Below are 19,587 nucleotides of genomic sequence, written 5' to 3' on the forward strand. Positions count from 1 at the left end.
GGCTTGGGGGCCCCGCGTACACGGGGTTTCGCTGCGCCGCGGCGCGGCCGAGGCGCGTCAGGCGGCCCGCGCGGGCCCTGGACGGTGGCAGAGCGAGAATGTTCTTCTCCGAAGCCCGGCGGCCGGCCACACATCCTTCCAAGAAACCGGAGCTTCCCGCGTGGATGCCATCGACCTGAAGATCCTGGCCCTGCTCCAGCAGGACGCGACGCTCTCGATCGCCCAGATCGGCGAGCGCGTCGGCTTGTCGCAGACGCCCTGCTGGAAGCGCATCCAGCGCCTGGAGGCGGACGGGGTGATCGATCGCCGCGTGGCGGTGCTCGACCCGGTCAAGCTCGGCCTCGGCCTCACGGTCTTCGTCTCGGTGGAGACGAGCGACCATTCCCGCGAGTGGCTCGACCGCTTCGCCTCGGCGGTGGCCGCCATGCCGGAGGTGCTCGAATTCTACCGGATGGCCGGGGACGTCGACTACATGCTGCGGGTCGTGGTGTCGGACATGCAGGCCTACGACGCCTTCTACAAGCGGCTGATCGGCTCGCTGCCGCTCAAGAACGTCACCTCGCGCTTCGCCATGGAGAAGGTGAAGAGCACGACGGCGCTGCCGCTCCCGACCGCGCCCTTCACGCCCGCGCTGGTCGCCGCGACCGGGGGGAAATAATTTTCTCCCGCGGTGCGGCGCGGCAGTGAGGTTGATCTCCGGCCGGCCCGTTCTCTAAAAAGAACATTCCCATTGACTCGGGGCCGCCCTGGCCACACATGGTGCGGGCATGTCTCGATCCGCCCTTCTCCCCCGCACGGCCCCGTTCGGCGATGCCGAGCGGGCCCATCTCGACGCCGCCCTGGGGGCGGCGACGCCGCTCCAGCGCGCGTGGCTCACCGGCTTCCTGGCCGGGCTCGACGCCGCCGCGGGCGCCCCCGCCGAGGCCCCGCAGCCCGCCGCGCCCCCGCGGGCGGCCGAGCCGCTGACGATCCTGTTCGCGAGCGAGTCGGGGAACTCGGAGAAGCTGGCGGGCGACGTCGCCAAGCTCGCCCGCAAGGCCGGCTTCAAGCCGAAGGTGGTCGATTTCGCCGATCTCGACGTCGCCGCCCTGCCGCGGGAGAAGCGGGTCGTCCTGATCGCCGCGACCTGGGGCGAGGGCGAGCCGCCCGCGCGCGCCGTGCGGGCCTACAACGAGATCATGGCGGAGGGCGCGCCGCGCCTCGACGGGGTCGAGTTCGGGGTCCTGGCGCTCGGCGACACCTCCTACGCGGAGTTCTGCGCGGTCGGGAAGCGCCTCGACGCGCGCTTCGAGGCGCTGGGCGGCCGGCGGGTGCTTCCGCGGGTCGATTGCGACCTCGACTTCGACAAGCCCGCCGCCGGCTGGATCAAGGACGCGCTCAGGGCCCTGGCCCCGGCCGAGCCCGCCGGCAACGTCGTGGCGGTGGATTTCGCCCGCGCGGCGCCCGGGGAGGCGCCGGAGGTCAGCCGCGAGCCGGTCACCGCCGAGGTGATCGAGCACGTCAACCTGAACTCCTCGCGCTCCGACAAGGAGACGGTCCACCTCGCGCTGGCCTTCGAGGACGGCGCGCCGGCCTACGAGCCGGGCGATTCCCTCGAACTCTACCCCGAGAACGACCCGGCCCTCGTCGAGGAGATCCTGAGGGCGGCGGGCCTGGAGGGCGACGACGCGCTGCGCCGGGCCCTGCTCGCGGAGCGCGACATCACCACGCTCTCGGCCGCCACGGTGGAGCGCTTCGTCAAGGCGACGGGCCACGCGGAGGCGCGCCGCCTCCTCGAGGCGAACGAGGTGCGGGCCTGGATCGAGGGCCGCCACCTGATCGACCTGCTCGAGACCTACCCGGCCAAGCTCTCGGCCGAGGGCCTCGCCGAGATCACCCGGCCGCTGCCGCCGCGGGCCTACTCGATCGCCTCCTCGCGCAAGGAGGTGGGGGACGAGGCCCACCTGACGATCGCGGCGGTGCGCTACACCAGCCACGGCCGCGCCCGGACGGGCGTCGCCTCGGTGCACGTCGCCGACCGCATCCGCACCGGCGCCAAGCTGAAGGTGCGCGTGAAGCCCAACAGGCATTTCCGCCTGCCGGCCGACCCGGCGACGGACATCATCATGGTGGGGCCGGGCACGGGCGTCGCGCCGTTCCGGGCCTTCGTCCAGGAGCGCCGCGCCACCGCGGCGCCGGGCCGCAACTGGCTGTTCTTCGGCGACCGCCGCTTCACCCACGACTTCCTGTACCAGCTCGAATGGCAGGACGCCCTGGAGGACGGCTCGCTCCACCGCATCGACGTCGCCTTCTCGCGCGACCAGCCCGAGAAGATCTACGTGCAGGACCGGCTCTACGCCCAGCGCCGCGAGGTGGTGGAGTGGCTGGAGAACGGCGCCCACTTCTACGTCTGCGGCGACGCCAAGGCGATGGCCAAGGACGTGCGGGCCGCCCTGGTGCGGGCCTACGCGGAGGTGAGGGCCCTGTCGCCCGAGGCGGCGGAGGCGGCCGTGGCCGCCCTGGAGAAGGCCAAGCGCTACCAGCAGGACGTTTACTGATGCGGACGGCCCGGGATGCCGCCGCATCGGGCCGTTGAGCCTCTCGAAGGGTCGACACGAGCCGGCCGCTCGACGACAAATGGCTCGGCGACCATTCGAGAACGGACCCGGCGGTCATGAGACGTGACCGCTGGCACGACACCCTGTTTCCCACGACGATCGCGGCATCCCCTCTCCCGCCCGAGAGGGGTTTCGCGTCTGGCACGGATCGCCGCCATGGACGACACCAAGACCGCCTCCCCCGCCCCCGCGCGGGCCTACGAGACGCCGCCGGCCGAGCGGCCGATCACCGACGCGGAGGCGGCCCGCGCCGCCGCCCTGTCGGCGAACGAGCACATCAAGATCGCGAGCGGCTACCTCCGCGGCACCCTGGCGGACGGGCTCCTCAAGCACGCGACCGGCGCCATCTCGGAGGATGACGGTCAGCTCGTGAAGTTCCACGGCATGTACCTGCAGGACGACCGCGACCTGCGGCCCGAGCGGACCAGGAAGAAGCTGGAGAAGGCCTATTCCTTCATGATCCGCCTGCGCATCGCGGGCGGGGTGGTGTCGCCCAGGCAGTGGCTCGCCCTCGACGACATTGCCCGCACCTACGCCAACGGCACCCTGCGGGCGACGACGCGCCAGACCTTCCAGTACCACGGCGTGATCAAGTCGAACCTGAAGCGCACCCTGCAGGCGATCGACGCGGTGCTGCTCGACACGATCGCGGCCTGCGGCGACGTCAACCGCAACGTGATGGCGGCCACGAACCCGGCCCAGACCGGCGCCCACGCGGCCGCCTACCGGCTCGCCAAGGACATCTCCGACTCGCTCCTGCCCAAGACCAACGCCTGGCGCGAGATCTGGCTCGACGGCGAGCGCGTGGCGGGCGGCGAGGACGAGGCGGCGGAGCCGGTCTACGGCCGGACCTACCTGCCGCGGAAGTTCAAGACCGTGGTGGCGGTGCCGCCCTCCAACGAGGTCGACGTGTTCGCCCACGACCTCGGCTTCATCGCCATCCTGGACAAGAAGAACGCGCTCAAGGGCTGGAACGTGACGGTGGGCGGCGGCATGGGCATGACCCACGGCGAGCCCGACACCTTCCCGCGCACCGCCGACCTGCTGGGCTTCTGCGAGCCCGCCGACGCCCTCAAGGTGGCCGAGGCGGTCATGACCGTCCAGCGCGACTGGGGCAACCGCAAGTCCCGCAAGAACGCCCGCCTCAAGTACACGATCGAGCGCTACGGCCTCGCGGCCTTCCGGGCCGAGGTCGAGCGGCGGGTCGGCAAGCCCCTGCGGGAGCCGAAGCCGTTCCAGTTCACCGGCAACGGCGACCGCTACGGCTGGGTCGAGGGCGAGGACGGGCGCCACCACCTCACCCTCTACGTGCCGTCCGGCCGCATCAGGGACGTCGAGGGCGGGCCGCGCTACCTCTCGGGCCTGCGCCGCATCGCGGAGATCCACGAGGGCGATTTCCGGCTCACCGGCAACCAGAACGTCATCGTGGCGAACGTGCCGGCGGGGGCGCGCGCCGAGATCGACCGGCTGGTCGCGGAATACGGCCTCACCATCGGGGCGGGCGCCCTGCGCCGCAACAGCCTCGCCTGCGTGGCGCTGCCGACCTGCGGGCTCGCCCTCGCCGAGAGCGAGCGCTTCATGCCGGACCTGCTCACCCGCCTGGAGGAGCGCCTCGCGGCGCACGGCCTCCGGGACGAGGACATCACCGTCCGGATGACCGGCTGCCCGAACGGCTGCGCGCGGCCCTTCATCGCCGAGATCGGCTTCGTCGGCCGCGGCCCCGAGCGCTACAACGTCTATCTCGGGGCGGCCTTCGACGGCTCGCGCCTGTCCAAGCTCTACGCCGACGACGTGGCGGCGGCGGACATCCCGGCCCTGCTCGACCCGCTCTTCGCGGCCTACGCGCGGGAGCGCATCCCGGGCGAGCGCTTCGGCGACTTCGTGATCCGCGCCGGCTACGTCGCGAGGACGGTCAACGGCCCGGATTTCCACGACCGGACCGGGCCGCTCCGGGCGGTGGCCTGAGCCGCGCTCGCCGAGGCCGTCACCGGCGCGCTGGGCGAGGCTGCGGAACCGCGAATCCGAGGGGAATGGTCCTGGGCCATTCCGCCTCGGAAGGCGCTCCGCGGCCTATCCGCCGTGGGCGTAGGCCCAGTAGAGGTCCCGCGCCCGCTGGTAGATCGGGCCGGGCTCCAATTCCCGCCCGTCGATCCCCGTCACCGGCATCACCTTCGAGAAGTTGCCGGTCGAGAAGATCTCGTCCGCCGCGGCGAAATCCGCGTGCGTGAGGGTGGTCTCGGCCACCGTCACGCCGGCCTCGCGCAGCAGGCCGATGACGCGGTTGCGGGTGACGCCCGCCAGGTAGGTGCCGTTCGCCGCCGGCGTGGCGACGACGCCGTCCCGCACCAGGAAGGCGTTGGCATTGGCGAATTCCGCGATGTTGCCGAGCGCGTCGCGCACCAGGCAATTGCCGAAGCCGCGGCTCTGGGCCTCCGCCAGCGCCCGCGCGCCGTTCGGGTAGAGGCAGCCGGCCTTGGCCTCGACCGGCGCCGTCTCGGCGGTCGGCCGGCGGAAGGGCGAGAGCGTCACCGACAGCCGCCCCGGCACCGGCATCGGCGCCTCGTAGAGGCACAGACACCAGTTGGTGGATTCCGGATCGAAGCGCACGCCGCCCGCGAAGCCGCTCTCCGCCCAGTACATCGGCCGGATGTAGAGGGGCGTGCGCGCGTCGAACCGGGCCAAGCCCTCGCGCACCAGGTCGCGCCAGGTCTCGACGGCGACGACCGGCTTCAGGCCCATGGCGGTCGCGGAGCGGTTGACCCGGGCGAGGTGCAGGTCGAGGTCGGGGGTCACCCCCTCGAAGGAGCGGGCGCCGTCGAACACGGTGGAGCCGAGCCACGCGCCGTGCGTGCGCGGGCCCATCATCCGGACATTGCCCGGATGCCACTGATCCTCGAAGAAGGTCCAGGTTGTCTCGGACACAGTCGTCTCCGTCATCGGCGCCCCGCGGCGCGTGGTGCGAGCCCGCCATCAGACCCGCGCAGGACGGGGCGGTCCAGACCGGCCCGCGCGCCGCCGCGGCATGGCTCCGTTGCGTCAGGCGCCGATCGAGACCGGGGCCGGGATCCCGCCGCCGGTGAGCTTGCGCTTCAGGAAGGCCGCCCCCCTGATCGCGACCCCGACCAGCTTCGGCTGCACCCGGCGGCAGAAGGCCACCTTCTTGACGTAGGAATCCACCTGCCAGTGCGCGATCGCCCCCTTGGGCAGGAACAGCACGTCGCCCGCGACGTAGCGCCGGGGCGGGTTGTCGGCGTCGCCGATGATGGCGGAGCCTTCGAGGAAGTAGAGCGTCTCGTCGATATCGTAGTGCCAGACGAACTCGCCCGCCGTGCAGTCCCAGAGCAGGGTGCTCGCCATGCCGTCCGCGCTGCGCGACAGGAGGGCGTTGCGGGCTTCCGGCGTTCCCGACCGGACCCAGTGGGGATTGATCGGGGCGGACTTGAGCGCGACGTCGGTGGGGCAGTAGACGATCGGCGGCAGCGACATGATCTTGAACCTCCTCTGCGGTTCCGGGCGCTTTCCGGCGTTGCGCGCAGGGCGGGCGCTCTCCGGGGAAGAGGCCGGCCCGCGATGCACCGTTCGGTTCCTTCGACACCGAACAGTGACATGACGCCGTTGAAGAACCCTGAATCCGATCCGCGGAAAATGCCGGATCGCCGCCATTGTTTCTAAGGAATGTCTGGCCGCAATCTCGCCCTCCACTTTCTCCGAGGACAATGAGGAGGTGGGCGACACTTCGGAGGATTAAGATTAATGGCGCTCGATCCGCGGCTTCGCCGCTATCTCGAGGTGATCGCCTTCGTGGGGGGGCGGGCGACGACGCTCGAAGGCCGGCGCGCGAGCCTGGAGGGGCTCGGCCGGCTGGCCGGGGCGCCGGTCCCGGTCGCCGCGGTCGAGGATCTCGACCTCGCCGGCCCGGCCGGGTCCCTGGCCGCCCGGCTCTATCGGCCCGTGGAGGCGACCGGGGCGGTCCTGCTCTACTTCCACGGCGGCGGCTTCGTCGGCGGCAGCCTCGATGCCCATGACGGGATCGCCCGGCGCCTCGCGGCGGCGAGCGGCTGCGCCCTCCTCGCCACCACCTACCGGCTCGCGCCCGAGCATCCGTTCCCGGCGGCCTGCGAGGATGCGCTCGCGGCGCTCGCGGCGCTGCCCGGCCTCGCGGCGGCCCGCGGCCTCGACGCGACGCGCCTCGCGGTCGGGGGGGATTCGGCCGGGGCCAACCTCGCGGCGGGCCTGTGCCAGGCGGCGCGCGCGGGCGGGCCCGCCATCGCCCTGCAACTCCTGCTCTGCCCCGTCCTGGACGCGGCCGGGGAGGGGGAATCCTACCGCCTCTACGGGGAGGGCCACGGTCTCGACCGGGCGACGCTGGCGCACGACATCGCCGCCTACGCGGCGGGCGCCGATCCGGCCGATCCGCGCCTCTCGCCCCTGCGGGCCCCGTCCCTGGCCGGGCTGCCGCCGGCGCACATCCACACGGCGGAATGCGACATGGTCCGGGACGACGGCGCCGCCTACGCGGCCCGCCTCGCGCGGGCGGGCATCCCCGTGCGGCACACCTGCCACCCCGGCATGATCCACCACTTCTACGGGATGGCCGGCATCCTGCCGGAGGCGGGCCGCGCCCTCGACGCGATCGGCGCCGCCCTGCGCGCGGCCCTCGCCGAGGGCGGACCGGCGCGGGCGCCGGCTCCCTGAGCCCATCGGCGCCCCGGCCCGGTCGATCGGTCCCGGATCGCTGGCGCCGAGCCTTGAGGCTCGGCGCACGCGGCATCGTCCGCCGATCCGCCGCGAATCCCGGCCGCTCCGGGCCGGAACCGGACGGGGCCGGCCGCGACGGCCGGGTTCAGGCCTTCCGGCGGCGGCGCGACGCCGAGGTCACGACCGAGTCCGGCGCGGCGCGCAGGGCGGCCGCCGGGCGGCGCTTGAGGCCGAGGCCGATGCTCTTGGCCAGTTCGGAGCGCTGCGCCGCGTAGTTCGCCGCCACCATCGGGTAGTCCGGCGGCAGGTTCCACTTGCGGCGGTACTGCTCGGGCGTCAGGCCGCGCGTCGCGAGGTGACGCTTCAGCGACTTGTACTGCCGGCCGTCCTCCAGGCTGATGATGTAGTCCGGCGTGACCGACTTGCGGATGGAGACGGGCGGCACGAGCTTCTCGGGCTCGGCGGCCACGCCGTGGCGCAGACCGCGCAGGGCCGCGTGCACGGAACTCAGGAGTTCCGGCAGCGCCGTGGGCGGCACCGCGTTGCGCGTCACGTAGGCCGAGACGATGTCGCTCGCGAGCGCGACGTCGTTCCCGCCATCTCCAGTCTTCTCCGCCGTCATCAGGCTGTCCTCTGCTCGTTCGTCCCGGCGCCGACCCGCGGCGCCTCATACCTTCGACCTAGTCCGACCCGCGAAGGCCCGGCTGCGGCCGAAGCCGATCGGATTAGTTCAAGGTCAGTCACCCAAATGGGTGATGACGGAGACATGTCAATCGCCTCTGCTGGCAACGTGGTGAATGGAGGCAGATTTGAGCGATTTCGGTCCCGTGCCGCCCTGGGCCCGTCGGCGGATGCAGCGCGTTCACGAGCGCAATCCCAAGGGCAAGATCGCCCGCTGGATCGCATTCGCGGGGCCCCAGCGGACGCAACATCTGTCGGAGGGGCGCGAATCCGGCGGTTCGGCCCTTCAGGCGAGCAACGTCATCGCGTTCGCGACCCGCGTGACCGATGCCGGCACCAGCAACGCTGCGGCATGAGCCCGCGCCGCGCGGGGCAGGAAGGTCCGCTTCACGCGAAGAGGCGGGCCGGCGCCCCGCGCCGGCCCGCCTCGGGCATGATCCGGGTCCTCGTGGGAGGAGTCTCTCGGGGAGGAGTCTCTTGGGGAGGAGTCTCTTGGAAGGTCAGTGCGCCTCGCGCAGGGCCACGGCGTTCGGCGTCAGGCCGAAGCGCTCCGCGAGGTGCCAGCGCAGCTCGCGCGACGAGTGGTAGCCGTAGCTCCTGTCGATGAGGTGACTCACGTCGACCGGTCCGTTGCCGTCATGGACGCGGCTGATCTGGTCGACATGGAACGTGACGCCGTCGTTAAAGACGGTGGGGGCGCCGCAGCGCCGCGTATACTCGAATATCATGATGTCTTTTCTTGTCTCATTGCAGCGCTCGTGAGCGAGCGCCTGTGACGTCCTGGTGGGCGCCGGAACTGTTCGACGCCGGGGCGGCGCACCGCCCGCGGACGGGCCGGGCGGCCCGCCGCTTGGGAGGCGGGCCGTCGAGCGGCCCGCCGGGAACGCGTCCCTCAGGCGGCCTGAAGGTTGGCGGCGGCGACCTTCCCGCTGCGCTTGTCGGTCTGCAGCTCGTAGGAGACTTTCTGCCCCTCGGCGAGTCCGCGCAGGCCGGCCCGCTCCACGGCGGAGATGTGGACGAACACGTCCTTGCCCCCGTCATCCGGCTGGATGAAGCCGTAGCCCTTCTGGTCGTTGAACCACTTGACAGTTCCGGTATTCACTAACGTCGTCCTCGTCTCGTGCAGGAATCCCCGACCGAAGCGGCCTGACGGGCTGTTCGGCGCGACGGCGTCTGCGGTGGGGAGAGCGATGGGCCGACCGGCCCGGCTTGCATCAGGCGCAAGTCGTCGGCCCGATTCGCTGAACCCCATGTAGGGAGCGTATGGGGCCGGAACAAGGCCGCGCGGCGCGGCGCGGGACGCGCCGAGCGGCTCACGGATTGGTGCGCCCGCGCTGGTTGGGGTCGATGCCGCCCTGGGGCGTGACGTCGTTGGCGACGTCGCCCTCGAAGGTGTTGTCGCCTTCGAGCTCCTCCGGATCGGCGCCGGCCCGGGTCATGCCCTTGCTGGTGCCGATGCCGGGATTGCCCTTGAGGTCCGCATCGGTGGGGGTGGTGGTCTTCGGCTGCTTCGAACTCATGCGCCTGCCTTCGTGAGGCCCCGCGGGGCGTGGGCCCCTCGCGGAGGGGGCCCTCGCGGGGCGGATCCTGGCTCAACGATCGAGGGCCTGCTCCAGTTCGCCCCGGCTCATGCGGGACCGGCCCGGGATGTTGCGGCGCTTCGCCTCCGCGTAGAGCTCGGCGCGGCTCGCCCGCGCCCGGGCCGCCCGCTCCTCGCGGCGGGTGCGGCGGAAGCTGGCGCGGTTCGCCTCCGGGCTCTGCTGGTTGGAGGCGCCGGCCTCGCGCAGCGCGATCGCGATGGCCTGCTTCGGGTCGGTCACGGGCCGGCCGCCGTTCTGGGCGAGGTCGCCCTCCTTGAACGCGTGCATCACCCGTTCGATCGTCTGCTTCTGCGCGGGCGTGGTGCGGGCCATGGGGGCCTCCCTCTGCGGCGGCGGGCGGAGCCCGCGCGGGCCTCTCCGGCGGGGGCTCCGCCCCGACAACGCGGGGAGGCGGCCCGCCGTTTCGCCCGTGCGCGCGGTTCAGGCCAGCTCCGCGACCTTGCCTGTCGCTTCCGTGCCGCACTCCCCATATAGAACGGGTGCGCTGACACTCGGATCGTTCATGGCGGGTATCTCGGTTTCCCTCGAAGGCTCCAACATCCAGCTCTCGTTCCAGAAGGACGATCAGGCCACCGCGGTGATCATGGATGCGCGGGCGGCCCGCGCGCTGGTGCGCGCGGTCGGTCAGCTCCTGACCGCGATCGACGAGGGCGAGGAGGGGGATGCGGCCAGCGAGATGAGCGAGGAGGACGTCGCGATGCTGGACGTCACCTCGCCGGTGATCGAGGTGGGGACGGACGAGAGCGGCCAGGCGGTGGTGGCCCTGCAGGCCGGCGCGCTGCCGCCCTTCCAGCTGCGCCTCACGGACGAGGAGGCCCGCCACGTGGCGACGAGCCTCACCGAGATCCTGAACGCGCCGCGCGACGTACGCACGTCGCATGGCGGCCACTGATCCCGGCGCTCATGTCTGATGACCGCCGGTTCGGTTCTCGAATTGGCGCCAAGCTAGCTCTCGCGCCAAGCTATCTTTCGCGCCAAGCTAGCTCCCGCACCAAGCCATCTTTCGCGCCAAGCCATAGGCTTGGTGTCGACAATCCGGGAGGGCCAACGGCCCGATGCGTCTGCATCCCGGGCCGTTGACCTGAGGCGTCAGAAGCGCGTCCCGGGATCGGTCGGGGCGCCCGGCAGGTAGTCGGGCTCGGAGCCGGGTCCCCTGGGGTCGCTCACGCCGGGATCGTTGACCGGGTACGGGCTGCGCGGCCCGGTCGGGCCGGTATCGGGCAGCTCGTCCGGGGGACGCGGCGGCACGTCGGTCGGCGGCGTTCCGCCGGGATTGGGCAGACCGGGATTGGCCATGGGCGGGCCTCCTGTCTCGCGTGTCGGGGAACAACCGAGGGCTGTCCGGGCGGTTCCGGCGCGGTGTCGGGTGCGGCGGTCGGGAACCGGGGTGGGGGCCAAACGGCCGCAGGCCGGAACTGCCTGCCCCTGCGTCGGTTGCCCCGCCGAACCCCTCAACCCGCGGAGACGCAGCATGCCCGATATCCGGCAGGCGAAGATCCTCATCATGGCGACGGACGGTTTCGAGCAGTCCGAACTGGAAGTGCCGAAGGCCAAGCTGAGCGAGGCCGGCGCGCAGGTCACCGTGGCGGCGCCGAAGTCGCGCCAGACCCCCGAGGCGATCCGGGGCTGGGACATGAAGGATTGGGGCCGCCCGGTGAAGGTCGACGCCGACATCGAGAGCGTGGACCCGGCCGGATTCGACGCCCTGGTCCTGCCCGGCGGACAGATCAACCCCGACAAGCTCCGGCTCGAGCCGAAGGCGCTGGAGATCCTGCGCGCCTTCCTGGCGAGCGGGAAGGTGGTGGCCGCGATCTGCCACGCGCCCTGGCTCCTCGTGGAGGTCGGCGCCGCCAAGGGCCGCCGGATGACCTCCTACGCGTCGATCAAGACCGACGTCGTCAATGCCGGGGCCGAGTGGCTCGACCAGGCGGTGGTGACCGACAAGGGCATCATCACCAGCCGCAATCCCGGCGACCTCGGCGCCTTCTCGGCGAAGATCATCGAGGAGGTCAAGGAGGGCCGCCACGACCGCGCGGCCGCCTGAGCGCGGGAGCCCGCAGCCCCCGGCGGGATCCGGAGGCTCCCGAGGCCGGCGGTCGTCGCGGATCACCGCCGGTCCATGCCGGACCGCCCCGCGCGGTCCCGTCCCGGCGCAGGAGGCCGGGATCCGCGGGCGCGGGCGGTCGCCGCGCGCCCGCCGCCCGGGTTCAGGCGTCGCAATCCTCGGCCTCGACCAGGATCTCGCGCTTGCCGGCGTGGTTGGCGGGGCCGACGATGCCCTCCTTCTCCATCCGCTCCATCAGCGAGGCCGCCCGGTTGTAGCCGATCTGCAGCCGACGCTGGATGTAGCTCGTCGACGCCTTCTTGTCCCGCAGCACCACCGCCACCGCCTGCTCGTAGACGTCGCCGCCCGGCTCCCCGAAGGAGCCCTGATCGAAGACGGCGCCGTCGCCCTCGGAACCGCCCTCCTCGCCCTCCTCCGCGGTGATCGCGTCGAGGTAGGCGGGGCGGCCCTGGCGCTTGAGGTGAGCGACCACCGCTTCGACCTCGTCGTCCGACACGAACGGGCCGTGCACCCGCGTCGTGCGCCCGCCCCCGGCCATGAACAGCATGTCGCCCTGGCCCAGCAGCTGCTCGGCCCCCATCTCGCCCAGGATCGTGCGCGAGTCGATCTTGCTCGTCACCTGGAAGCTGATCCGGGTCGGGAAGTTCGCCTTGATCGTCCCCGTGATCACGTCCACCGACGGGCGCTGCGTGGCCATGATCAGGTGGATCCCCGCCGCCCGCGCCATCTGCGCCAGCCGCTGGATCGCCCCCTCGATGTCCTTGCCGGCCACCATCATCAGGTCGGCCATCTCGTCCACGATCACCACGATGTAGGGAAGCGCCCCGAGGTCCATCACCTCGTCCTCGTACACCGCCTCCCCGGTCTCCCGGTCGAAGCCGGTCTGCACCGTCCGGGTGATCACCTCGCCCCGCTCGCGCGCCTCCGCCACCCGCGCGTTGAACCCGTCGATGTTGCGCACACCGAGCTTCGACATCTTCTTGTAGCGCTCCTCCATCTCGCGCACCGCCCATTTCAGGGCGATCACCGCCTTCTTGGGGTCGGTCACCACGGGCGAGAGCAGGTGGGGGATGCCGTCGTAGACGGAGAGTTCGAGCATCTTGGGATCGACCATGATCAGGCGGCACTCCTCGGGCTTCATGCGGTAGAGGAGGGAGAGGATCATGGTGTTGATGGCCACCGACTTGCCCGAGCCGGTGGTGCCGGCGACGAGCAGGTGGGGCATGCGGGCGAGGTCGGCGATGATCGCCTCGCCGCCGATGTTCTTGCCCAGGCAGAGGGCGAGCTTCTGCTTGGTCTCGGCGAAGGCGGGGCTGCTGAGGATCTCGCGCAGGTAGACGGTCTCGCGCTTGGCGTTGGGGAGCTCGATGCCGATGGCGTTGCGGCCCTGGACGACGGCGACGCGGGCGGAGACCGCCGACATCGAGCGGGCGATGTCGTCGGCGAGCGAGATCACCCGCGACGACTTGGTGCCCGGCGCCGGTTCGAGCTCGTAGAGGGTGACGACGGGGCCGGGCCGCACGGCCAGGATCTCGCCGCGCACCCCGAAATCCTCCAGCGTCGATTCGAGCAGGGTGGCGTTCTGCTCCAGCGCGTCCGTCGAGACCGCGGCGCTCGGGGCGGGGCTGCGCGGCTCGGCGAGGAGCGCCATGGCCGGCATCTCGTAGCTGCCCGGCTCCGCCTGGGGCGGGGGCGGCGCCCGGCGGCCGGCGAGGGGCGCCGGGGGCGGGGCGACGCGGGTGCGGGGCGCCGCCTCGGGCGCCGGCGCGCGCGGCGGGGCGGGCGCCGGCCGGGGGTCGTCGAAGGTGGGCTCGCGCCGGCCGGGCGCCGCCGGGGACTCGTCCCACAGGGCCTCGTCGCCCTCCGCGAAGGCGCGCCGGGCCGCGAGGGCCGGGGAGGCCTCGTCCGCCTCGTCCACCACCGCGCCCGAGCGCGCCGCGCGCCACGTGCCGACCTGCCGGGCCACGTGATCGCGGGCGCCCAGGACCAGCTGCGCCAGCGCGTCGAGGCTGGCGACCCCGAAGCCCACGCCCTCCTCCTCGGCCGGGCGCCGCCCGGCCGGGCGGCGGCCCGCGACCCGCGTGGGTGGGGGCAGGTCGAGGTCGAGATCCTCCTCGGCATCGCCCTCGGAGAGGTTGCAGGCGGCCGTGACGCAGATCACCGCCGCCGCCGCGAAGCCGAAGCCCGCGACCGCCCCGAGCGGGCCCAGCACCGCCTTGGCGGCGACCAGCAGCCCGTCCCCGGCGACGCCGCCGAGGCCGCTCGGCAGCGGCCAGCGGGCGGTCGGCGGCAGGGCGCTCGCCACCGCGCTCGCCGCGCCCGCCCCGGCCAGCCAGAGGCCGAGCCGGGCCCGCAGGCGGCCGAGCCGGTGCGTGCGCAGCAAGTGCACGCCCCACACCGCCAGCGGCAGCGCGAGGGCGAGGGAGCCGAACCCGATCAGCTGCATGCCGAGGTCGGAGACGATGGCGCCGACCAAACCCAGGAGGTTGCGGGCCGGGCGGCTCGTGGCGTGGTTGAGGCTCGGGTCGTCGATCGACCAGGTTGCCAGGGCGAGCACGAAGGCGACCGCGCCGAGCAGGAGCGAGAGCCCCGCCAGCTCGGTCACGCGCCGCTTCAGGAAGGAGCGGAGCGTGTCGACGAGTGCATCGTAGGGCGATGCCGAGCGGCGAAGCGAACGCATGCGGGAGCGATACCGGGTACGCGGGACCTGCCCGATCCTAGGTTCGCGGGCCTTAATGCGCGTTTAAGGCTAATGGATCGCCGACAATGCCCGTATCGGCCGCGCATCGCCGCGGGGGCGAGGGCCGAACATCGGTCCAGCCGCCCGACCGATCGCGACAGATCGGGGTCCGCGCGCGGCGATTCCATGACAACATTGCGGCGACCCGCAACCGGGTCGCGGGCGAGCCGCAGCCGGGCCGCGGGCGAGCGACGGCGGGCCGCCGCCGATCCGGGGCGGCCCCTCAACGAGGCGAGCCCCGGCCCGTGAGGACCGGGGCTCGCGCCGCCGTGAGGGACCGCCCGTTCCGGGCGGCGCCCGATCTCAGTAATTGTAGGCGCGCTCGCCGTGATCGGCGAGATCGAGGCCCTCGCGCTCCTCCTCCTGGGTGACGCGCAGGCCGACGATCAGGTCCACGACCTTGTAGAGGATCGCCGAGCCGATGCCCGACCACAGGATGGTGAAGCCGACCGCCTTGGCCTGGGACAGGAAGGCGGGACCGAACTCGTAGGCCGCCGCGACCATCTCGCCGGGCTTGGTGGCGTAGTCGGGCGCCCCGGTGCCGCCGAGGGCCGGGTTGACCAGGATGCCGGTCGCGAGGGCGCCGATGATCCCGCCGATGCAGTGCACGCCGAACACGTCGAGGCTGTCGTCGTAGCCGATGGCGTTCTTCACCGCCGAGCACATCACGAAGCAGGCGGCGCCCGCCACGAGGCCGAGGACGATCGAGCCCATCGGGCCGGCGAAGCCGCAGGCCGGGGTGACGGCGACGAGGCCGGCCACCGCGCCCGACAGCATGCCGAGCAGCGAGGGCTTGCCCTTGGCCGCCCACTCGACGAAGAGCCAGGACAGGCCCGCCGCGCAGGTGGCCACGAAGGTGTTGAGCATCGCGAGCGCCGCGCTGCCGTTGGCCTCCAGGTTCGAGCCGGCGTTGAAGCCGAACCAGCCCACCCACAGGAGCGAGGCGCCGATCATGGTCATGGTCAGCGAGTGCGGGGCGAGGAGGTCGCGGCCGTAGCCGATGCGCTTGCCGATCAGCAGGCAGCCGACGAGGCCCGCGATGCCGGCATTGATGTGCACCACGGTGCCGCCCGCGAAGTCGAGGGCGCCCCACTTGAAGAGCATGCCCGCATCGGCGTTGGCGGCGTCGAGGGCGTCCTGCGCGGCCTTCTTGGCGGTCTCGTCGGTCGCCGCGGCGAGCGCCTTGGCGGCGTTGCCGACCGCGTCCGGGCCCGCCCAGTACCAGACCATATGCGCCATCGGGAAGTAGATGAAGGTCACCCACAGCGTAATGAACAGCATCAGGGCCGAGAACTTCATCCGCTCCGCGAAGGCGCCGACGATCAGCGCCGGGGTGATCATCGCGAACGTCATCTGGAAGCAGATGTAGACGTATTCGGGGATGTAGACCCCGTTCGAGAAGGTGGCCGCGGTGGCGTTCGCGTCGACACCCTTCAGGAACGCCTTGGAGAAGCCGCCCACGAAGTCGTTGAGGCCGCCGCCGTTGGTGAAGGACAGGCTGTAGCCGTAGAACACCCAGAGGATGCCGACGAGGCTGACGATGGCGAAGACCTGGGTGAGCAGCGACAGCATGTTCTTGGTGCGGACGAGGCCGCCGTAGAACAGGGCGAGGCCCGGCACCGACATCAGCAGCACCATGGCGGAGGACACGAGCATCCAGGCGGTGTCGCCCTTGTTGGGCACCGGCGCGGCGGCCGCGGCCGGCGCGGCCTCGGGGGCCGGCGTCTGCGCCAGCGACGGCTCCACCAGGAGAAGCGCCAGGGCGGCGCCTCCCAGGCCGAGAGCCAAGAGGTTGCGAAGCTTCATGGAAACGGAACTCCCGATCGGTCTCGTCACAAGCGGGTCAGGTGGCAGGGGGCGCCTCGCGGGCGGGGCGGGTCAGAGCGCGTCCGCGTCGGTCTCGCCGGTGCGGATGCGGACCGCCTTCTCGAGCGGCAGCACGAAGATCTTGCCGTCGCCGATCTGACCGGTCCGGGCCGCGGCCGCGATCGTGTCGACGACGCTGGCGACGAGGTCGGCCGCCACCGCCACCTCGATCTTCAGCTTGGGGAGGAAGCTCACCGCGTACTCGGCCCCGCGGTAGATCTCCGTATGGCCCTTCTGCCGCCCGTAGCCCTTGACTTCGGTCACGGTCAGGCCGTGCACGCCGATGCTGGTGAGGGCGTCGCGGACCTCCTCCAGCTTGAACGGCTTGATGATGGCCATGACGATCTTCATGGGTCGTGCCCCCTTTCCGATTGGCGCCCGGTCCGCCCCGTGAGGATCCGGACGGACGCGTGAGCGGGGAGCACTGAGGTCGCTGCGCTCCCGTTCGCGGCCCGGCGTATCAAGGAACGTGCCAGCGTCGGCACCGGGCCTTACGGACAAGCTGCCCGGTTCCTGAGCCGATTGCGGAGATTGAAGCCGATCGGGCCGGCAGGACTGAACAAAATATAAGCAATTGCAAATCGATTAAGCAAAAGCGGGCCGGGGCGGCGCGCCGGCCCGGCCTCCTACGACATCCGATTGCTTGCTTCGCCATGCGGATGTCGGCCTCGCTCAGGCGCCGCGCGGGCTTGGCATCCGTTTTCCGGAAGTGATCTTCCGGAAAACGGATCAGGCCTCCTCGCGGACCGGGCGGATCATGCCCTCCTGGGCCACGGAGGCGACCAGGGTGCCGTCGCGGGTGAAGATCAGCCCGCGGGCGAAGCCGCAGGCGCCCGAGGCGCTCGGGCTGTCCTGGGCGTAGAGCAGCCACTCGTCGGCGCGGAACGGCCGGTGGAACCACAGCGCGTGGTCGAGGCTCGCGGGCTGGATCGTGCGCTCGAAGACGGTCCGCCCGTGGGCGACGAGCGAGGTGTCGAGCAGCGTCATGTCGGAGGCGTAGGCGAGCACGCTCTGGTGCACGGCCGGGTCGTCGGGCAGCGGGCCGGTGGCGCGGATCCAGACGTGGAAGCGCGGCGCGCGCGGGGCGGGCGCGGCGTAGCGCTCGAACTCGACGGGCCGCAGCTCGATCGGGCGCTCGCGCTCGAAATAGGCCCGGACCGGATCGGGCATGCCCGGCATGATCGTGGCCTTCAGGCTGCTCTCGTCGCCGAGGGCCTCGGGCATGGGCACGTCCGGCATCGGCAGCTGGTGGTCGAAGCCCGGCTCCTCCAGGTGGAAGGAGGCCGACATCGAGAAGATCGGGCGGCCGTGCTGGATCGCGTTGACGCGCCGCGTGGTGAAGCTGCGCCCGTCGCGGATGCGGTCGACCTCGTAGATGATCGGCACGCGCGGGTCGCCGCCGAGCAGGAAATAGGCGTGGAGCGAGTGGGGCCGGCGCTCGGCCGGCACCGTGCGGGTCGCCGCCACGAGGGCCTGCCCGATCACCTGACCGCCGAAGACGCGCTGCCAGCGGTCCTTGGGCGAGCGGCCGCGAAACAGGTTCTGCTCCAGCTGCTCCAGATCGAGGAGGGCGAGGAGGTCGTCGACCGCACGCGTCATCGGCTTGTCCGCTCGGGCTCGTCCGTTCGGCCGCCCGGGGGCGGGGAGGGGCGATCTGGCGCGGGGTCGCGCGGCCCGTCAAGCGGCGGCGCCGCGCCCGGCATGCTATGGGGGGCGGCGCAGGGAGGGCGGCATGGCGGAACGGGCTCGGCCTCATCGGGAGATCGTCGTCGCGGGGGGCGGGCTGCCCGGCCTGTCCCTGGCGCTCGGCCTGCGGCGCGCCCTCGGCGAGGCGGTGCGGATCACGGTCTGCGACCCGGCCTTCGCGCGGGCCGCCGATCCGCGCGCCAAGCCGGACCTGCGCGCCTACGCGGTGGCGGCGGGCGGGCGGCGGATGCTGGCCCGGCTCGGCGTCTGGGAGGCGGTGGCGGCGGGCGCGCAGCCGATCCGCGAGATGGTCATCACCGACAGCCGCCTGTCCGACCCGGTGCGGCCGGCCTTCCTGACCTTCGCGGGCGAGGTGGAGGAGGGCGAGCCCTTCGCGCACATGGTGGAGGGCGCCGCCCTCCTGGAAGCCCTGCGGCGGGCCACGGAGGCGGCCGGCGCGGTGCTCGACCCGAACCCGGTCGCGGCGGCCGTGCCGGAGCGCGACGCGATCACGGCCCGCCTCGCGGACGGGCGCGCCCTGCGCGCGAGCCTCGTCGTGGCGGCGGACGGGGCGCGCTCGCGCCTGCGGGAGGCGGCGGGGATCAGCTGGATCGGCTGGTCCTACCCGCAATCGGGCATCGTCGCGACGGTCTCGCACGAGCGCGACCACGAGGGCCGGGCGATCGAGCACTTCCTGCCCTCCGGCCCCTTCGCGGTGCTGCCGCTGTCGCCGGGCGGGTCCCTCGGCCACCGCTCCTCGATCGTCTGGACCGAGCGGCAGGCCGACGTGCCGGCGCTGCTCGGCGGCGGGCCCGAGGAGGCCCTGGCGGAGGTCGAGCGCCGCTTCGGCCTGACCCTGGGCCGGATCGCCCTCGAGACCGGCCTGCGCGCCTACCCGCTCGCCTTCGGGATGGCCCGGCGCTTCCACGCCCCGCGCCTCGCGCTCCTGGGCGACGCCGCCCACCTGATCCACCCGATCGCCGGCCAGGGCCTCAATCTCGGCCTCAAGAGCGCGGCGGCGCTGGCCGAGGTGCTCGCCGACGCGATGCGGCTCGGCCTCGATCCGGGCGGGCCCGAGGTGCTGGATTCCTACGAGCGCAGCCGCCGGGCCGACACGCTCGCCATGGGGGCGGCGACGGACGGGCTTAACCGCCTGTTCTCGAACGACGCCCTGCCGGTCCGCCTCGCGCGGGACCTCGGCCTCGGGCTGGTGGACCGGCTGCCCGCGCTCAAGCGCCTGTTCATCCGGGAGGCGGCGGGCCTGCGCGGCGCACAGCCGCGGCTGATGCGCGGCGAGGCGCTCTGAAATCAGCGGTCATCCGGGATCCGCTTGATCGAAGCGGATCCCGGATCACACGCCTGCGCGGCGCCTGAGCGAAGCCCAAATCCGCCATCCCGCAGGGATCAAGCGGATCACCAGCCCGCGCGGCGCCTGAGCGAAGCCCACATCCGCCATCCCGAAGGGATCAAGCGGATCACCAGCCCGCGCGGCGCCTGAGCGAAGCCCACATCCGCCATCCCGAAGGGATCAAGCGGATTTGGTATCATGAGACATGACCGCTGGTTCCGTTCTCGGATCGTCGCCAAGCCTCTGAGTGGCCAAGCCTCTGAGTCGCCAAGCCTTTGATGTCGACAATCCGGGATGGCCGGGCC

Annotated in this window: 20 protein-coding genes; 8 read left to right on the forward strand and 12 right to left on the reverse strand. The window is 72.3% G+C overall.

All coding sequences use genetic code 11. From position 1 onward, the window contains the following. Positions 1–160 precede the first annotated feature (160 nt). The 3 genes from M446_RS26485 to M446_RS26495 all read left to right on the forward strand — a co-directional run bounded on the left by M446_RS26485 (position 161) and on the right by M446_RS26495 (position 4,562). Positions 161–658: an Lrp/AsnC family transcriptional regulator gene (locus M446_RS26485; RefSeq protein ID WP_012335183.1), complete on the forward strand. Its 498-nt coding sequence runs from the start codon at positions 161–163 to the stop codon at positions 656–658. A gap of 109 nt (positions 659–767) precedes the next feature. Next, entirely contained in the window at positions 768–2,537 is a 1,770-nt protein-coding gene (locus M446_RS26490; RefSeq protein ID WP_012335184.1) for a sulfite reductase flavoprotein subunit alpha, read from the forward strand. Positions 2,538–2,753: 216 nt separating this feature from the next. Continuing rightward, positions 2,754–4,562, forward strand: coding sequence for an NADPH-dependent assimilatory sulfite reductase hemoprotein subunit (locus tag M446_RS26495; RefSeq protein ID WP_012335185.1), 1,809 nt, complete (start codon positions 2,754–2,756; stop codon positions 4,560–4,562). A gap of 105 nt (positions 4,563–4,667) precedes the next feature. Here M446_RS26495 and M446_RS26500 read toward each other — a convergent pair whose 3' ends face one another. Beyond that, complete coding sequence (locus M446_RS26500; protein WP_012335186.1) at positions 4,668–5,534, reverse strand: branched-chain amino acid aminotransferase; 867 nt, start codon at positions 5,532–5,534, stop codon at positions 4,668–4,670. A 99-nt stretch (positions 5,535–5,633) separates the two neighbouring features. Beyond that, positions 5,634–6,083 (reverse strand): cupin domain-containing protein, encoded by a 450-nt coding sequence (locus M446_RS26505; protein WP_012335187.1) that lies wholly within the window; start codon positions 6,081–6,083, stop codon positions 5,634–5,636. A gap of 267 nt (positions 6,084–6,350) precedes the next feature. Here M446_RS26505 and M446_RS26510 point away from each other — a divergent pair, with 267 nt between their 5' ends. Beyond that, complete coding sequence (locus tag M446_RS26510) at positions 6,351–7,292, forward strand: alpha/beta hydrolase (protein ID WP_012335188.1); 942 nt, start codon at positions 6,351–6,353, stop codon at positions 7,290–7,292. Between the two features lie 148 nt (positions 7,293–7,440). Here M446_RS26510 and M446_RS26515 read toward each other — a convergent pair whose 3' ends face one another. Further along, positions 7,441–7,917, reverse strand: a complete 477-nt coding sequence (locus tag M446_RS26515; RefSeq protein ID WP_012335189.1) for a MucR family transcriptional regulator — start codon at positions 7,915–7,917, stop codon at positions 7,441–7,443. Positions 7,918–8,104: 187 nt separating this feature from the next. Between M446_RS26515 and M446_RS26520 the strand changes: the two genes are divergently transcribed. Continuing rightward, positions 8,105–8,332: a hypothetical protein gene (locus M446_RS26520; RefSeq protein ID WP_012335190.1), complete on the forward strand. Its 228-nt coding sequence runs from the start codon at positions 8,105–8,107 to the stop codon at positions 8,330–8,332. A gap of 144 nt (positions 8,333–8,476) precedes the next feature. Here M446_RS26520 and M446_RS26525 read toward each other — a convergent pair whose 3' ends face one another. The 4 genes from M446_RS26525 to M446_RS26540 all read right to left on the reverse strand — a co-directional run bounded on the left by M446_RS26525 (position 8,477) and on the right by M446_RS26540 (position 9,889). Continuing rightward, entirely contained in the window at positions 8,477–8,704 is a 228-nt protein-coding gene (locus M446_RS26525) for a hypothetical protein (RefSeq protein ID WP_012335191.1), read from the reverse strand. A 164-nt stretch (positions 8,705–8,868) separates the two neighbouring features. Next, positions 8,869–9,078, reverse strand: coding sequence for a cold-shock protein (locus tag M446_RS26530; protein ID WP_012335192.1), 210 nt, complete (start codon positions 9,076–9,078; stop codon positions 8,869–8,871). Positions 9,079–9,289: 211 nt separating this feature from the next. Continuing rightward, complete coding sequence (locus M446_RS26535; RefSeq protein WP_012335193.1) at positions 9,290–9,496, reverse strand: hypothetical protein; 207 nt, start codon at positions 9,494–9,496, stop codon at positions 9,290–9,292. Positions 9,497–9,568: 72 nt separating this feature from the next. Then, positions 9,569–9,889: a DUF6496 domain-containing protein gene (locus M446_RS26540; RefSeq protein WP_012335194.1), complete on the reverse strand. Its 321-nt coding sequence runs from the start codon at positions 9,887–9,889 to the stop codon at positions 9,569–9,571. A gap of 190 nt (positions 9,890–10,079) precedes the next feature. Between M446_RS26540 and M446_RS26545 the strand changes: the two genes are divergently transcribed. After that, positions 10,080–10,469 (forward strand): hypothetical protein, encoded by a 390-nt coding sequence (locus tag M446_RS26545; RefSeq protein ID WP_012335195.1) that lies wholly within the window; start codon positions 10,080–10,082, stop codon positions 10,467–10,469. A 197-nt stretch (positions 10,470–10,666) separates the two neighbouring features. Here the strand turns inward: M446_RS26545 and M446_RS26550 are convergent, their stop codons facing one another. Next, positions 10,667–10,873, reverse strand: coding sequence for a hypothetical protein (locus tag M446_RS26550; protein ID WP_012335196.1), 207 nt, complete (start codon positions 10,871–10,873; stop codon positions 10,667–10,669). 175 nt (positions 10,874–11,048) lie between these two features. On the opposite strand from M446_RS26550, the gene M446_RS26555 reads away from it, so the two are divergent. Beyond that, positions 11,049–11,621: a type 1 glutamine amidotransferase domain-containing protein gene (locus tag M446_RS26555; protein WP_012335197.1), complete on the forward strand. Its 573-nt coding sequence runs from the start codon at positions 11,049–11,051 to the stop codon at positions 11,619–11,621. Positions 11,622–11,784: 163 nt separating this feature from the next. Here M446_RS26555 and M446_RS26560 read toward each other — a convergent pair whose 3' ends face one another. From M446_RS26560 to tesB, 4 genes are all read right to left on the reverse strand, one after another. Then, positions 11,785–14,322: an FtsK/SpoIIIE family DNA translocase gene (locus M446_RS26560; protein WP_012335198.1), complete on the reverse strand. Its 2,538-nt coding sequence runs from the start codon at positions 14,320–14,322 to the stop codon at positions 11,785–11,787. A 363-nt stretch (positions 14,323–14,685) separates the two neighbouring features. Beyond that, entirely contained in the window at positions 14,686–16,188 is a 1,503-nt protein-coding gene (locus tag M446_RS26565; RefSeq protein ID WP_012335199.1) for an ammonium transporter, read from the reverse strand. Positions 16,189–16,260: 72 nt separating this feature from the next. Next, entirely contained in the window at positions 16,261–16,599 is a 339-nt protein-coding gene (locus M446_RS26570; protein ID WP_012335200.1) for a P-II family nitrogen regulator, read from the reverse strand. A gap of 378 nt (positions 16,600–16,977) precedes the next feature. Continuing rightward, entirely contained in the window at positions 16,978–17,847 is an 870-nt protein-coding gene (gene tesB, locus M446_RS26575) for an acyl-CoA thioesterase II (protein ID WP_012335201.1), read from the reverse strand. Positions 17,848–17,980: 133 nt separating this feature from the next. On the opposite strand from tesB, the gene M446_RS26580 reads away from it, so the two are divergent. Then, positions 17,981–19,240, forward strand: coding sequence for an FAD-dependent monooxygenase (locus M446_RS26580; protein ID WP_012335202.1), 1,260 nt, complete (start codon positions 17,981–17,983; stop codon positions 19,238–19,240). The last annotated feature ends 347 nt before the right edge of the window (positions 19,241–19,587 follow it).

Source organism: Methylobacterium sp. 4-46, assembly GCF_000019365.1.
In the GTDB taxonomy this organism is placed as follows: Bacteria; Pseudomonadota; Alphaproteobacteria; order Rhizobiales; family Beijerinckiaceae; genus Methylobacterium.